General features: G+C 74.9%; 10 protein-coding genes. 5 read left to right on the top strand and 5 right to left on the bottom strand.

Annotated elements, in window-relative coordinates; all coding sequences use genetic code 11:
- Positions 1 to 560: 560 nt before the first annotated feature.
- Complete coding sequence (locus ADL22_RS06100) at positions 561 to 1,067, bottom strand: PadR family transcriptional regulator (protein WP_066974450.1); 507 nt, start codon at positions 1,065 to 1,067, stop codon at positions 561 to 563.
- 454 nt (positions 1,068 to 1,521) lie between these two features.
- On the opposite strand from ADL22_RS06100, the gene ADL22_RS06095 reads away from it, so the two are divergent.
- The 3 genes from ADL22_RS06095 (at position 1,522) to ADL22_RS06085 (ending at position 5,349) form a co-directional block, all read left to right on the top strand.
- Positions 1,522 to 3,204, top strand: a complete 1,683-nt coding sequence (locus ADL22_RS06095; protein ID WP_066974448.1) for a glycoside hydrolase family 13 protein — start codon at positions 1,522 to 1,524, stop codon at positions 3,202 to 3,204.
- Between the two features lie 416 nt (positions 3,205 to 3,620).
- Positions 3,621 to 4,502: a serine hydrolase gene (locus ADL22_RS06090; protein WP_066974446.1), complete on the top strand. Its 882-nt coding sequence runs from the start codon at positions 3,621 to 3,623 to the stop codon at positions 4,500 to 4,502.
- 97 nt (positions 4,503 to 4,599) lie between these two features.
- Positions 4,600 to 5,349 (top strand): Clp protease N-terminal domain-containing protein, encoded by a 750-nt coding sequence (locus ADL22_RS06085; protein WP_066974444.1) that lies wholly within the window; start codon positions 4,600 to 4,602, stop codon positions 5,347 to 5,349.
- Positions 5,350 to 5,533: 184 nt separating this feature from the next.
- Here the strand turns inward: ADL22_RS06085 and ADL22_RS06080 are convergent, their stop codons facing one another.
- Together ADL22_RS06080 and ADL22_RS06075 are read right to left on the bottom strand one after the other, a co-directional pair.
- Complete coding sequence (locus ADL22_RS06080; protein WP_066974442.1) at positions 5,534 to 8,017, bottom strand: MFS transporter; 2,484 nt, start codon at positions 8,015 to 8,017, stop codon at positions 5,534 to 5,536.
- 250 nt (positions 8,018 to 8,267) lie between these two features.
- The gene (locus tag ADL22_RS06075) at positions 8,268 to 8,711 is read right to left on the bottom strand and encodes an SRPBCC family protein (RefSeq protein WP_066974440.1); all 444 of its coding nucleotides are present in this window, start codon (positions 8,709 to 8,711) and stop codon (positions 8,268 to 8,270) included.
- A gap of 169 nt (positions 8,712 to 8,880) precedes the next feature.
- Here ADL22_RS06075 and ADL22_RS06070 point away from each other — a divergent pair, with 169 nt between their 5' ends.
- Positions 8,881 to 9,954: an Rv2578c family radical SAM protein gene (locus ADL22_RS06070; RefSeq protein ID WP_066974438.1), complete on the top strand. Its 1,074-nt coding sequence runs from the start codon at positions 8,881 to 8,883 to the stop codon at positions 9,952 to 9,954.
- Between the two features lie 91 nt (positions 9,955 to 10,045).
- Here the strand turns inward: ADL22_RS06070 and ADL22_RS06065 are convergent, their stop codons facing one another.
- Both ADL22_RS06065 and ADL22_RS06060 read right to left on the bottom strand, forming a co-directional pair.
- On the bottom strand, positions 10,046 to 10,408 hold the full coding sequence (locus ADL22_RS06065) for a MerR family transcriptional regulator (RefSeq protein ID WP_066974433.1): 363 nt from the start codon (positions 10,406 to 10,408) through the stop codon (positions 10,046 to 10,048).
- 84 nt (positions 10,409 to 10,492) lie between these two features.
- Entirely contained in the window at positions 10,493 to 11,227 is a 735-nt protein-coding gene (locus ADL22_RS06060) for an SDR family NAD(P)-dependent oxidoreductase (RefSeq protein WP_066974431.1), read from the bottom strand.
- A gap of 278 nt (positions 11,228 to 11,505) precedes the next feature.
- On the opposite strand from ADL22_RS06060, the gene ADL22_RS06055 reads away from it, so the two are divergent.
- On the top strand, positions 11,506 to 12,174 hold the full coding sequence (locus ADL22_RS06055) for a GNAT family N-acetyltransferase (protein WP_420711541.1): 669 nt from the start codon (positions 11,506 to 11,508) through the stop codon (positions 12,172 to 12,174).
- The last annotated feature ends 101 nt before the right edge of the window (positions 12,175 to 12,275 follow it).

Here is a 12,275-nt window from a genome sequence, read left to right as displayed (position 1 = left end):
GGCGGCAGGCGGCAGGCGGCAGGCGGCAGGCGGCAGGCGGCAGGCGGCAGGCGGCACAACTGAGGTTGGGGCCCGGGGGAAACGCCCTGTGAGGTCAAGGGGATGACGCGGGTGCGGCGGAAGGTAACGGGGTCGGCGGGCGGCAACGGGGCAACGAGGGCCGCGAGAGGTAGCCGGTCAGCGGGGCCGACGGGAGACAACCGGGCAACGAGGGCGGGTGAGAGGTAACCGGCCAGCCGGGACAGCGGGAGGCGACGGGCCGCGGCGGGACCAACGGGGGCCGATTCCAGGGAAAGGCCACCGGGGCGGGCCCAGGGCAACGGACCGCCCGAGGCAATGGCTCAGGCGGCAGCGGACCGATCCCCGGACCAGGGAGCCACCCGAGGCAGCGACGCAGGCCGAGGAACGGCTACGGCTCAAGCGGCCTTCACGGCTACGGCTCAAGGCGACCTTCAGGCCGATCCGATCCGCCCGGTGACGGGAGGGACGGAGGCCCGAAGCCGCGACCCCGGCGGCTCACCGAGCCGTCACGGCAGCGCAAGCCCCGGCCGCTCCCGGGCTCATTCCAGTTCCTCCTGGCAGCGTTCGAGCCATTCGAGGTCGGCCTGGAGGTGCAGCATGGCGCCCTCTATCAGCAGGTGGGCTATCCGGTTGTCCCGGTCCGCGGAGACCGCCAGCCTGGTCAGCTCCCGCATGCGGTGGAGGTAGCGGCGGCGCTGCTTGCGGATCAGGAGCGTCCGGTCGGCGGCTCCGGAGTGCTGGGCGAGGGCCAGTTTCATGAAGAACTCGTCGCGGACACGGGGCTCGACGGTGGCGGCCTCGTACCATGCGGCCACCGTCTCGCGGCCGGCCGCGGTGATCCGGTAGGTGCGCTTGTTCGGGCGGTCCGGTTGCTCGACATCCTCGCCCTGTATGAGGCCCGCCTTCTCCAGCCGCCCCAAGGTGACATAGATCTGGCCGATGTTGGGCCGGGGGTAGGCCGCGCCCAGCAGCGCCTCCAGGGCCTGCTTGAGTTCATAGCCGTGTGCGGGTCCGCTGACCAGCAGCGCCAGCAGTGGAAGCCGCACGCTCGCCCTCTCCCCTGCGCCCTCATTGTTCGAGATATCCGCATTGTTCGCGTTTTTCGCGTCGTTCGGGTCCGCCGGCCGGGGACCGTCCCGCCGCGCAGCCCGCGCCCCGCAAGTCTTCTCCCACGGAGCCCGCGCCGAAGCCTTTTCTTTCGTTCCCCGCTCCGGGGCGGCTAACCGCTGCGCAACCGGTAGGCATGGGGAGGGGAAGGGTGTGCGTCCCGTATGACCAGGGGGCGGGGAGCAGACGGGATGGAAAGTGGTGATGCGCCGTGTTCGCGTATTTGCCTGTTCCGTACGGGAGTTGGGCAGCTTTCCCCGCAATCCGGGCAGGGGCGGACCGACTTTCGTCATTCCGTTGACACCGAAAAGACGCGGTTACCTAACATGCATGCATCACAGCAACTAGCAAGGCGCCACGCCGACTTGCACCGTAAGAAGTGGATCCCGGCAGATGTTCACAGCCACCGCAGAACGCGGCCACCCGACCCCCGCCCAGGACACGGCCCAGCGCTGGTGGCGAGACGCGGTCATCTACCAGGTCTACGTCCGCAGCTTCCGGGACACCACCGGGAACGGTATCGGTGACCTGGCCGGCGTCCGCGACGGGCTGCCGTACCTCAAGAAGCTCGGGGTGGACGGGGTGTGGCTGAGCCCCTTCTTCCCGTCCCCGCAGCACGATCACGGGTACGACGTATCGGACTACCGCGACGTCGACCCGGCATACGGGGACCTCGACGAGTTCGACCGCCTGGTGGCCGACGCGCACCGGCTCGGCCTGAAGGTGCTGCTGGACATCGTGCCCAACCACTGCTCCAGCGAACACCCCTGGTTCCGTGCCGCGTTGGAGGAAGGCCCGGGAGGTCCGGCCCGGGCGATGTTCCACTTCGCCGACGGGCGCGGGGAGCACGGTGAACTGCCGCCCAACAACTGGCGGGCGATGTTCGGCGGACCCGCCTGGTCCCGGATCACCGAGGAGGACGGCACTCCGGGGCAGTGGTACCTCCACATGTTCACGCCCGAGCAGCCCGACCTGAACTGGCGGAACCCGGACGTGTCGGCCGACTTCGACAAGGTGCTGCGCTTCTGGCTGGACCGCGGAGTGGACGGCTTCCGGATCGACGTGGCCGCCGGCCTGTTCAAGCACCCCGAGCTCCCCGACTCCCCCGACCCCGCGGCCGACGAGCGCACCCGCGACTCGGTCAACCCGCTGGCCTGGAACCAACCCGAGGTGCACCAGGTGTGGCGCGAGTGGCGGGCGCTGTGCGAGGAGTACACGGCCCGGGACGGCCACGACCGGCTCCTGGTGGGCGAGGTCTCGGTGCGCACCCCGGGCGAGCAGGCCGCCTACGTCCGGTCCGACGAACTGCACCAGGCGTTCTTCTTCCACCTGCTGACCGCGCGCTGGGACGCCGGCCGCTTCCGCCAGGTCATCTCCGAGGCGCTGACCGACATCGCGGACACCGGGTCGACGGTTACCTGGGTGCTCAACAATCACGACCAGGTCCGGACCGTGACCCGTTACGCGGGCGAACCGGGCACCCCAGAGGGCGCGTTGGGCCCGGCGCGGGCCCGTGCCGCGGCGCTGCTGATGCTGGCCCTCCCAGGGGCCGCGTACGTCTACCAGGGCGAGGAGCTGGGCCTGCCGGAGGTCGACGACCTGCCGGACGAGGTGCTCACCGACCCGATCTTCCACCGCACCGGCAGCCGGCAGCACATCCGGGACGGCTGCCGGGTGCCGCTCCCCTGGGCGGGCGAGACCGCGCCCTACGGCTTCAGCGCGGGGGCGGCGGAGCGGACCTGGCTGCCGCAGCCGGCGTCGTTCGCGGGGCACACGGCGGAGCGGGCGGTGGCCGACACGGGGTCGTTCTGGCACCTGTACCGCGAGGCGCTCCAGCTGCGCCGGGGCCTGCCGCAGCTCGGTGACGGGACGCTGCGCTGGCTGGAGTCGGCGCCGGAGGTCCTGGCGTTCGTCCGCGGGGACGGACTGGTCTGCGCGGTCAACTTCGGCACCGAGCCGGTGCCGGCCCCGGTGTCCGGCGCACCGCTGCTGGCCAGTGGGGACTGCCCGGCCGGGACGCTCCCCGGGTCCACCGCGGCGTGGTGGATGGAACCGGGCCGGCCGCTGCTGCCGTAGGCGCGCGGAAGAGGGGTACGCCACCGGGGGCCGCGGAGGCGCGCGGCCCCCGGTGGCCGGCGGTGGCGGGTGTCGGGGAGCGGGATCGATCGCACGTCCTGGTAATCGCACGCCCTGGTAGCCGTGCCGGCGTGCGTCCCGGCACCCGGGCGCCCCCGTATACCGGCGTCCCCGCTATTCCGGCCGCCGGTGCGCACCCCCGCATCCCGGCGCTCCGGGCGGGATGCCCCTCTTGCCCGTTTGGCGAATATCACACCCGGCGCGTCTTCACCACCCGGACCGGCGGCCCGCATGCTTTCGGGGTGCCCGCTTCGGGGCACGGGCCGTCGTTTGATCGCCGTAGCCGGTGGGATACCGGGCGGGCCTCCGCCAGAGGAGGCCGGCGGGCGGCGCCCACACCGGGACAGGACCCCCTCATGCACGGATCACGCATCGCACGCCGCGTACGCCGCGGACTGGCCGCCCTGGTGGCCGCCGGAGCGGCCGCCACCGTACTGGGCGCGGCGGGCCCCGCCGCGGCGAGCACCGGCGCCGCCGCGGACGGCGACAAGGTCGTCTGCCACTCGCCCCAGCCGGGTCTGGCCCCCGCCCTGTCCCGCGACATCGCCACGGCGCTCCAGGGCCGCCAGGGGACTTCCGCTGTCGCGCTGTACGACCGCCACTCGGGGACCAGCTGCGAGTTCCGGGCGCGTACGCCCTTCGATTCGGCGAGCGTGGTCAAGGTCACCGTCCTCGGGGCGCTGCTGCGGCAGGCCGAGGAGGCGCACCGGACGCTGACGCCGCACGAGGTCGCGCTGACCACCGCCATGATCACCAAGTCGGACAACGCCTCGACGAACGCCCTGTGGCACCAGGTCGGCGCGGCCGGGGTCCAGCACTTCCTGGACCTCGCCGGGATGCGTCACACCGTGCCCGGCCCCGGCGCTTCCTGGGGGCTGACCCAGATCACCGCCGCCGACCAGCTCACCCTGATGCGGCTGCTGACGTCGGACAACGCGGTGCTCGGCCCGGCCTCCCGGGACTACGCGCTCGACCTGATGCGGCGGGTCGCCCCGGACCAGCGGTGGGGCGTGCCCGCCGGGGCGCCGGCCTCGGCGACCGTGCACGTGAAGAACGGCTGGCTGCCGCGCGCCGAGAAGGGGTGGCGGGTGCACAGCGTCGGCTCGTTCACCGGCAGCGGCAACGACTACGCGATGGCGGTCCTGTCCACCGGCAGCGACACCATGCAGCGCGGGGTGGCCACTGTGGAGGCGGCGGCCCGGGTCATCCACCGGGATCTGTCCGGCGAGGCGCGGTAGCCGGGCGGCACCGGGCGCCGTCGCCCCCACTGGACACCTGACAGCAATCGTCAACCACGGGTTGACGCTCCCTCTATCGTCAACCTATGGTTGACGCATGACGGAACCTCTTCGCACCACCCATCCCGTACGCCTCGACGACCTGATCGAGGCCATCAAGAAGAGCCGCTCGGACGTGCTGGAGCAGCTCTCCGACGCGGTGCTCGCCGCCGATCACCTCGGTGAGATCGCGGACCATCTGATCGGGCACTTCGTGGACCAGGCCCGGCGCTCGGGCGCCTCCTGGACCGAGATCGGCAGCAGCATGGGGGTCAGCAAGCAGGCGGCGCAGAAGCGCTTCGTCCCCAAGGACCCGGGCGCGGGGTCGGACCTGGATCCCGCACAGGGCTTCGGGCGCTTCACCCCCCGGGCCAGGAACGTGGTGATCGCGTCCCAGAACGAGACCAAGGCGGCGGGCAACGACGAGATCCGCCCGGAGCACCTCGCGCTCGGTCTGCTGCGCGAGCCGGAGGGCATCGGCGCCCGGGCCCTGGTCGCGCAGGGCGTGACGCCGGAAGCCTTCCGCGAGGCCATGACCGCGGCCCTGCCCCCGGCGGCCGAGTCGGTGCCCGCCCTCATCCCGTTCGACACCCAGTCGCGCAAGGCACTGGAGCTGACCTACCGGGAGGCGCTGCGGCTGGGCCACAACTACATCGGCACCGAGCACATCCTGCTGGCCCTGCTGGAGCGGGAGAACGGCGACGGCCCGCTCACCCGCCTCGGCATCGGCAAGGCGGCGGTCGAGGCGTACGTCGCCGAGGCGCTCGCCGCGTTCACCGCCGAGCAGGAGAAGCAGGAGGGGAAGTGACGGGGGCGTGCCCCCGGTAGGGGCAGGGGCACGAACCCGGTAGTGAACGGGGCGAGCCCCCGTGCGTAACGGGGCGGGCTCCCGGCGGCCAGTGGGGCGCGGGGGCCCGCCCCCTTCTTGCCGGCCCGCCCCGGCGCTCAGCACCGCCCCCGGGGCAAGCGCGCTCACCCGCTCCAACGGGGCGTCAGTCCTCGTACCCCAGTTGCAGGTCCCGTTCGGTGCGGCCGCCGCCGGCGACCCGGAGGACGGTGGCGGTCGGCGGGTAGCCGGCGGCGACGACGGTGTACTCGCCGGACGAGAGGTCGACGAAGCGGAACAGCCCGTCGGGGCCGGTGGTGGCGGTGTCGACCACGTTGCCGGCGGCGTCCAGGAGGGTGACCCGGGCGTCCTCGACGGGCCGTCCGCCGCCGGCCCGGACGGTGCCGCGCAGCACCGCGCCGCCGGCGAGTTCGATGTCCTGGCGGGTCTCCCGGGACGCCTGCACGGTCACCGGGAGCGCGGCCGGCCGGAACGCCGGGGCACTGGAGGCGAGGGTGTACTCGCCGGCCACCAGGTCGCCGATGACGTAGCCGCCTTCGCGTCCGCTGCGGGTGGTCGCCACCACCTCGCCGCGGACGTCGGTGAGGGTGACCATGGCGTCCCGGACCGGGGTGCCGTCGGCGGTGGTGACCGTGCCCGCGAGGCGGCCGGCGCCGCCGAGCACGACGTCCAGCTCGACCGGGCGTTCTCCGACGGTCACCGTCACCGCCTGCGGCTGGTGGCCACCCGCCGCCGCGATCAGGACGTACGACCCGGCGCCGGGGGTGCTGAGCGCGTAGCGGCCGTCCTCCCCGGTGGCGCCGCGGCCGATCTGCCGGCCGCCGATGTCGATGAGGGTGAGCGCGGCGCGCGGGACGATGCTGCCGTCGTGGTGCTGGACGGTGCCGCAGACCGGGACGCCGGCCAGGGAGGGGGCGAGCGGGGCCGGATAGGGGGCGTGGTGGCCGCCGCCGGGCGCGGGGCCGTTGAGGGCGGTGTCGGCCGCGGAGCGGGCCGGCGGCACGGCGGGGTCCGCCGGGTCGCCGTACGGCGGGTGCGGGGTCTGCGGGGGCTGCGGGGCGTGGGACACCAGGGGGTTCTCTTTCCGGGAGAGGGCGAGCAGGAAGCCCAGGGCGAGGGCCGGCGCCAGGTAGCGCGCGCTTCCGGGCACGGCGGCCTGGAGGAACGCGGCGCAGCCCTCCCGTAGGGCGGCGGGCAGGGCGCGCGCCAGGTGGGCGGCGAGCGGGTCGGGGAACGGCAGCCGGGCGGCGAGACGTTCGGCGAGCAGGGCGGCGGCGAGCGCCGCGGCGGTGGTGCCGCCGAGCCGGCGCAGGCAGGCGGTGGTGCCGGCCGGGCCAGGGATGGGTACGGCGGAGCGGGCGGTGAGCACCAGGGCCGGCAGGACCAGCCCGAGGCCGAGGCCCAGGACGCCGGAGCACAGGGCGCGGGCCGGGCCGGACGCGGCCGCCGGCAGGTGGCCCGGGAGCCAGATGCCCACGAGGGCCACCGCGCAGCCCAGGAGCGGGAGGCCGGTGTGGTGGCGGGTGCGGCGGACGAGCCGGGTGGTGGCGTACGCGGCCGCCAGCAGGGCGCCCGGGAGCGGCAGCATCAGCAGCGCGGACGCGGTCGCGGTGGGGGCGCCGGTGGCCGCCGGGAAGGCCGGGAGGTGGCGCGCCGCCCCGTAGAGCGCGAGGCCGAGGACGGCGCCCACCAGGCCGGTGCGTCCGAAGAGGGTGTCGCGGAGCAGCCGCGGCGGGAGCAGGGGCGCGGTGGTGAAGCGCGCGGTGAACGGGAGGAGCGCCGCGGCGGCCAGGCCGCCGGCACCGAGCCCGAGGATCACCGGCGATCCCCAGGGGTAGCGGGTACCGCCCCAACTGGCCAGCAGGGCAAGGCAGGTGGCGCCCCCGGTGAGCAGCAGGGCGCCGGCGAGGTCCGGGCGGGGGCGGGTGGCGGACCGGGGGATCCGGACGGCGAGCGCGGCGGCGAGGAGGGCCGTGGCGCCGAGCGGGGCGCCGAGGGCGGGGCTCCAGCGCCCCAGGCCGTGGTCGGCGCAACAGGCGCCGGCGAGCGGGCCGGTGAGGGCGGCCACGGCGTACACCGCGCCGGCCGCGGCCGTGCGGCGGCCGCGTACGGCGGGCGGGGCGGCCGCGCCGAGGAGGGCCGGGACGCCGATCAGGACGCCGCCGGCGCCGAGCCCCTGGAGGGCGCGGGCCGCGATCAGCCCGGCCGGGGAGGGCGTCCAGCCGGCGAGTCCGGAGGACACGGTGAGGACCTCGAGTCCGGAGGCCGCGGTGAAAACCAGGAGCGCGACGAGGAAGGCCGCCTTGCGGCCGAGGACGTCACCGAGCTTCCCGTGGAGGGGGAGGCCCGCGGCCGTCCCCAGGAGGCACGCGGCCATCACCCAGGACGGCGCCGTCAGGCCGGGCAGCGCGCGGGCGATCTCCGGGAGGGCTGCGGCGGGGCCGGTCTGGCCGAGGGCCGCGGCCACCAGGGCCAGGAGGAGGACGGGGAAGGCGGCCCGCGCCCGGGGGCCGGGCGGGGCCGGGGGCCGGGCGCGGGGGGCCGGTACGGCCGGTTCCGGGGCCGCGGTGGCGTCGCCGGCGGGCGGCCCGGCCGGCCGGTCCCGCTCGCTCAGGGTGGTGCCGCCCACGTCCTGCTCCCCTCGTCACGCCGGTGCGGGCGCCCTTTCTCGCACCGGGCGACAACGGGGATCAAGCGGGGACGAACGGAGCAGGACGGGCGGGAACGGACGCCAAGTGCCGTCCGGCGCGCGCCCCTTGGGCTCCCATCAGGGATTTCCGGCGGCCCGCCGGACACCCGTCCGGGCGGCGCCGCCCCGCGGAAACCACCCGAACAGGTGAGCTTGGCGGCGCCGTGAACGGGTCAGGAGAGGACGCCGTTCACTTCTCCGTGTGGGCGGCGAGGTTGGCGAGGATCGTGTCGTAGATCCGGCCGAGGCCCTTGGGGGCGAAGGTCCGCTCGAAGAAGCCGCCGATACCGCCGGCGCCCTGCCAGGTGGTGGTGACGACAACCCTGGCGCGGTGCTCGCCGGCCGGGGTGACGGTCCAGGTGGTCACCATCGAGGAGTTGCGGTCCTTCTCGACCAGCTGGCCGTCGGTGGGCTCGTCGACCTCCAGGAGGCAGTCGCGGACCCGCTTGCTGGTGGCCTGGAGCTTCCAGTGGACGAGGGTGCCCTTGCCGTCACCGCCCTCGCGGACCTCGTACTCGCTGAAGTGCTCGGGCAGCAGCTGCCGGCGCGTGCCGGTGTAGTCGGCGAGCGCGTCGAACACGTCCTCCGGATCCGCCGCGATCTCGCGCTGCGTGGTGGCCTCTACCTGCCCCATGTGTGCTTCCTCCAGTAGTCGGCTGCCGGACCTGGTGCGCCGCCGATGCGGTGCGCGGTCAAGCCAACCACCCCGGGGCAGCGGGCCCAAATCCGGGCCACCACCCCCGAAGCGAACGTATGTTCTATTATCGCTGCAGGGGGTCGACCGGATCGCAACAGGAGGCCCGATGCGCTGGGACAATCTGGGCGAAAGCCCATCCGCGCTGTTCGGCACGGATGTCGTCACCCGAACGGTGGACACCCCCGAATTCCGCGGCATCACCTTCCACGAGGTGCGCGCCCGCTCCCTCGTCAACCGCGTCCCGGGCGCCTCCCGGATGCCGTTCGAATGGACCGTGAACCCCTACCGGGGGTGCAGTCACGCCTGCGTCTACTGCTTCGCGCGCAAGACGCACAGCTATCTGGACCTGGACACCGGGCTCGGCTTCGACTCCCAGATCGTCGTCAAGGTCAACGCCCCGGAGGTGCTGCGCCGGGAGCTGGCCGCGCCCCGCTGGCGCGGTGAGCACATCGCGATGGGCACCAATGTGGACTGCTACCAGCGGGCGGAGGGGCGGTACGGGCTGATGCCCGGGATCATCGCGGCGCTGCGGGACCGCGCCAATCCGTTCTCGATCCTCACCAAGGGCACGCTGATCCTGCGCGACCTGGAACTGCTGCGGCAGGCCGCCGGCGTCACCGACGTGGGCATCTCGGTCTCGGTCGGCTTCCTGGACCGCGCGCTGTGGCGCACCGTCGAGCCCGGTACGCCGGCGCCCGAGCGGCGGCTGGACGTGGTGCGCACCCTCACCGCCCACGGGATCCCCTGCGGGGTCCTGATGGCCCCGGTGATCCCCTTCCTGGCCGACGCCCCGGAGCAGCTGCGGGCCACGGTGCGGGCGGTCGCCGAGGCGGGCGCCGACTCGGTCACGCCGCTGGTACTGCATCTGCGGCCCGGTGCCCGCGAGTGGTTCATGGCCTGGCTGGGCCACCACCACCCGCACCTGGTGGGCCGCTATGAGGCGCTGTACGCCGGTGGCGCGTACGCCCCCACGTGGTACCAGCGGCGGATCACCCGCCAGGTCCACGAACTGGCCGCCGAGTACGGCCTCGGGCCGTCCCGGCCGGGGCGGGCCCGCCGGATCCCGCCTCGGGACACGCCCGCGCCGGATACGGGAGCGGGCCCCGGAACGGCTCCCGGAACGGGACCGGGAGCGGCCGCCGAACCGCCACCGGAGGCCACGCAGTTGACGCTGCTCTGAACGCCCCGCCGTCCGCCGCCGCGACCGGCCCTGGCGCCGCTCTGAGCGCCTCTGACGGCCGTTTCCAGCGCCCTGGACGACCCAACCGCGTTCAGGCCCCCGAGACCTCCGGAACGGCCTCCAGCGCCCGTGCCAGCCGGTCCCTGGCGGCCGTCTGCGCGGCGATCCGGCGGTCGATGACGGCGAGCCGCTCGCGGGCGATCCGCAGGCCGGCCGGCGAGGGCGGGGCGGTGGACAGGTCGCCGTCCAGGCAGTCCCGGAAGCAGCTGACGTCGGCGAGGGTGAGACCGGCGTCGAGGAGGTAGCGGATGTTGCGGACCCGGACGGCGGCGCGCTCGTCGTAGACCCGGTAGCCGTTCGCGGCCCGTTCGGAGCCGAGCAGCCCCGCGCTCTCGTACTTGCGCAGCGCGCGCGGCGAAACCCCTGTGCGGTCCGCCAGTTCACCGATCCGCACCGGACCGCCTCCCCTCGTACGGGCCCGTCCGGCGCCCTCGTCCGGCCGCCGCGTCCCGGCCCGGACGTACGCTACCGGCCCCGGTCAGCCGACCACCGCGCCCCCGTCCACCGGGAGGATCACCCCGGTCACGAAGGACGCACCAGGGGCGGCGAGCCGGGTGACGGCCCAGGCCACCTCCTCGGGGCGGCCGGTGCGGCCCATCGGGGTGTGCGCGATCTGCCAGGCCCGCAGGGCCGCCCGCCGCTCCGGGGACAGGCCCTGGTGATCGGCGATCGGGGTGTCGATCGCCCCGGGGGCCACGCCCACGACCCGGACTCCGCGCGGTGCCAGCTCCACCGCCCAGCTGCGGGTGAGGAGTTCCAGGCCGGCCTTGGTGGCGGCGTAGACGGCGTTGCCGGGCCAGGCCCGCTGGCCGATCGAGGTGCTGATGTTCACCACCACTCCCCCGGTGCGCTCCAGGGCGGGCAGCGCCTCCTGGGTGAGCAGGACCGGCGCGACCAGGTTGGTGGCCAGCTGGGGCGCCATGGACTCCTTGGTATGGCTGCCGAGGGCGCCGATGCCGACCACCGCGGCGTTGTTGACCAGGACGTCCAGCCGCCCGTGGGTCGCCAGGGTGTGCCGGACGACGGCGGCGGGCCCGTCGTCCGCGGTGATGTCGGCGGCGAACGGGGTGATCGCGCCGCCGGCCGCCCCGGCGGCGGTCTCGACGAGCGGGCCGGGGCGGCGCCCGACCGCCACCACGCGCGCCCCCTCGGCCGCGAACGCGCGGGCGGTGGCCCGGCCGATGCCGGTGCCGGCCCCGGTGACGACGACCACCCGGTGCGGTGTACGGGCAGGAGCTGCGGACTCCGGGGTACGGGCAGGAGCTGCGGACTCCGGGGTACGGGAAGGTGCTGTGGAGTGCGGGTTATGGGCGGGTGCCGCGGACTCACGAGGTGTCTGTGCCATGGCGGGAAGTGTTCGACCCTGCCCCCAGGGTCAGGGTCAAGTCCGGCGGCCAACCGGGACGGCGGCCCGGACCGTAATTCCGGTTGACCGGTGTCCACCGGGGCCCGACGCTCGTCGGCAGGGAACCGGGCGAGGAGGCGGACAGGGTGCGGAACGGTGGGCACGGGGCCGGCGGGGCCTCCCGGGGGACGGCGGGGCGGCCGGTGCGGCGGGTCCGGGTACGGGAGATGGCGGAGGCCGATATCGACGCGGTGTCGGCGGTGCGGATCGGCGGCTGGCGGACGGCGTACCGGGGGCTGATGCCGCAGGCGTATCTGGACGCGCTGAGCGTGCCGGAGGACGCCCGGCTGCGGCGGGAGCGGTTCGCGCGCCGCCGCCCGGAGGTGTGGGAGCTGGTGGCCGACCGGGACGGCGAGGTGGCCGGCTGGCTGGCGGTCGGCCCGGCCGAGGACCCGGGAACCGCCCCGGCCCAGGATCCGGGAACCACCCCGGCCGAGGATCCGCGAACCGTCCCGGACGGCGCGGAATCCCGGGGCGCGGCCCCCGGCTCCCGGCTACCCGTCGCCGAACTGATGGCCCTCTACGTGGCGCCCGACCTGATCGGCACGGGCATCGGCCGGACGCTGCTGGACGCCGGGACGGCCCGGGCCCGGGCGCACGGGTACGGCGCGATGTCCCTGTGGGTGGTGCGCGGCAACGCCCGTGCCGAACGCTTCTACCGGCGGGCCGGTTTCGCGCCGGACGGCGCGGTGGCGATGTCCGACGTGGCCGGATGGCGCGTCCCGGAGGACCGCTACCGCCGCCGGCTCGCCTAACGGGCGCGGCGCCCCGGCCCGTCCCCACCACCCCCGCCGCCCTCCCGGCCCCCGCCCTTCCCCGCACCCACAGCCGCACCACCCGGCCCCGGCCCCGACCG

It is taken from the genome of Streptomyces sp. NRRL F-4489, assembly GCF_001509485.1.
Taxonomy (GTDB): domain Bacteria; phylum Actinomycetota; class Actinomycetes; order Streptomycetales; family Streptomycetaceae; genus Streptomyces.
The sequence above is the reverse complement of the archived record's forward strand: the minus strand, read 5'-3'. Positions and strand labels throughout refer to the sequence as shown.